The 2296-nt window shown below is 31.0% G+C and carries 1 protein-coding gene; it reads right to left on the bottom strand.

Annotated elements, in window-relative coordinates; all coding sequences use genetic code 11:
* Window positions 1–2245 (bottom strand): triple tyrosine motif-containing protein (locus A9Q93_RS02105; protein WP_303685731.1); only part of this gene is annotated, 2245 nt, incomplete at its 3' end.
* Window positions 2246–2296 lie beyond the last annotated feature (51 nt).

Here is a 2296-nt window from a genome sequence, read left to right as displayed (position 1 = left end):
GTTGTTTTTGTAAAGCGGATTCTTTTTGACGTTTGAAGTACCATATATAAGCAACATTTAAACCAATTATCAATAAGGCAAGCAGTACGACATATAGAACAATCGCTCCTGTAGTTAAATAGTATGGTCTAGCTATAGTAAATTCCTGTTTAGCTATATTTTTACTCATTACAGTATTCACTCGAGATTTAACCTCAAAAATATAATCGCCATAACTCAAATTTTTGAATCTTACTTCACTTAATTTAGTCCAGTTGCTCCATTCATCGTACTGACCGACTAATCTATATTTATATTCAATATTGCTTAAAGTGTTGTAATAAGGTGATGAAAAGCTAACTTCTGTGATATTATTTGAGTAAGGAATTTCATTAGGATTTTCTTTGTTAAGCGCTACTGCCTTATTCTTTTCATATCGTTTTATTGAATTGATATATACTTTATGTTCTTTATTATATTTATAATCCTCTTGAACGGTAGTATAGCCATATGAGGTTCCTATCAAGTAAACTTTAGACCCTACTTTAGTTAAATTTTCATACCCTATTTTTTCTCTTCTTAGATCAAAGGTTAAAGGAATACTTTCAATTTCATAATTTCCATTTATGTCTTCTATATTAATCTTGTGAATTCCCTGCATATTAAATAGCCATAGATAACCATTGTTCTGAATAAAAGTTCCTGATGTATATATATTGGGACTAACTAAACTACTTAGCTCCATATTTTTCTCAAACTTACTTTCTGGCTCTTGTTTGATATAAATGGCTCCACGTTTAGAAAATAATAATCTACCTTTATAAACAGTTATATCAGAGCCTATTCCTTTACCCAATTCTTCAATTTTATAAGGCTCTATTAATTGATTAAAGTTGTTATCAATTTTTAAGTGAAATAACCCTTTATACTCATGATTCACAAATACATCTGAATCATAAATAACAACATCTTTAGAGCTTATATCAAATCCATCAATCTTATTTCTAAACTCCCATTTATCAGCGTTTGATTCAATCACTTGTAACCCTTTATAAGTTCCTACGAGTATTAAATCATCATGATTAGGTATAGAAAGAACTTCCCATGCTCCTGAAGTTTTTTCTATATAGTTAACTTTATCTTTTTCAATTTCAAAAACGCCTAAGTGATGGCTACAAAAAAGTGATTCACCTATTTTGTCTATAGACCAGACTTGACCTTGTGTGCCTTCTATAAAAATAAAGTCATCCTTTAAAGTCTCCTTATAGAAAAGTCCTTGATTAGTTCCTATATACAAGAAGTCGTCATCCTGAAAAGACGCATATACAGTTCCTAAATCACCATCTTTATCATGAAACATTTTATATGGAGAATCAATATTTATAGAACTGATACCGTTATCTAGTCCTATCCAAACATTTTGTGCACTATCCTCAAATACATACAGACAAGTATTATTGAGCAATCCATCACTTTGATTCATTGTGTAGTTAACCTCACCTGCAAGGTTCATAGATATTACTCCGTGAGATATAGTGCCCAACATGAGAGTCTCGTCACTTAGTAAAGAGGCACTGTAAACAGTAATTTGTTCATCAAATTGTGAAGCGGCAATCTTAGTAACCTTCTCACCATCAAACTCATATATATCCGCCTTTTGAGTAACAATATGAATCTTTGAATCAAATTCATAAACAAGAACTATAGTTTCACTTTTAAAGAATTCTACTGCTCCTAGTAATTTAGATTCTCCATCAACTACTTGAAATAACCCTACTCCTAATACATGGTAGTAATAAGAATCTCCTACTTCAAAAAATTTATTAATTTCAGATTGCTCAGCTATTTGAGTTACCTCACCATTTTCTTTATTGTAAGAATAAACATGACTTAGCGATTGAAAAAGTATATAATCATCTCTTGCAATGATATTCCAGAATTGCTCGTCTTCTTGTAATTCAAATTTTGAACTTTCTACAATAGAAGTATATGATAAAGTACCAGTAGCATCATGCTCCCAAAACCCAAAATCCATATAACAACCTGTATAAATACGGTCACCTTGAGTTTTTACAGATCGCATTATACTTTCATTAGGCGTTTGATATAATGTCCATTGTGATCCATTATATTCTAGCAGCCCTTTATTATTTGCAACATAAATAAAATGATCATCAGATTCACTGATCATCCAGTTTTGATTACCAGCCTTGTAAGTAGACGGCTCATAATTATTAAGTGAAGGTAACTCTTGCGCAGTACTCAAAACTGCACAGAAAAATGTCAAAAAAGAAATAAGATGCTTCAAAAGGATTCA

It is taken from the genome of Nonlabens dokdonensis (assembly GCF_002162835.1).
Classification (GTDB): Bacteria; Bacteroidota; Bacteroidia; order Flavobacteriales; family Flavobacteriaceae; genus Nonlabens; species Nonlabens dokdonensis_B.
The sequence above is the reverse complement of the archived record's forward strand: the minus strand, read 5'-3'. Positions and strand labels throughout refer to the sequence as shown.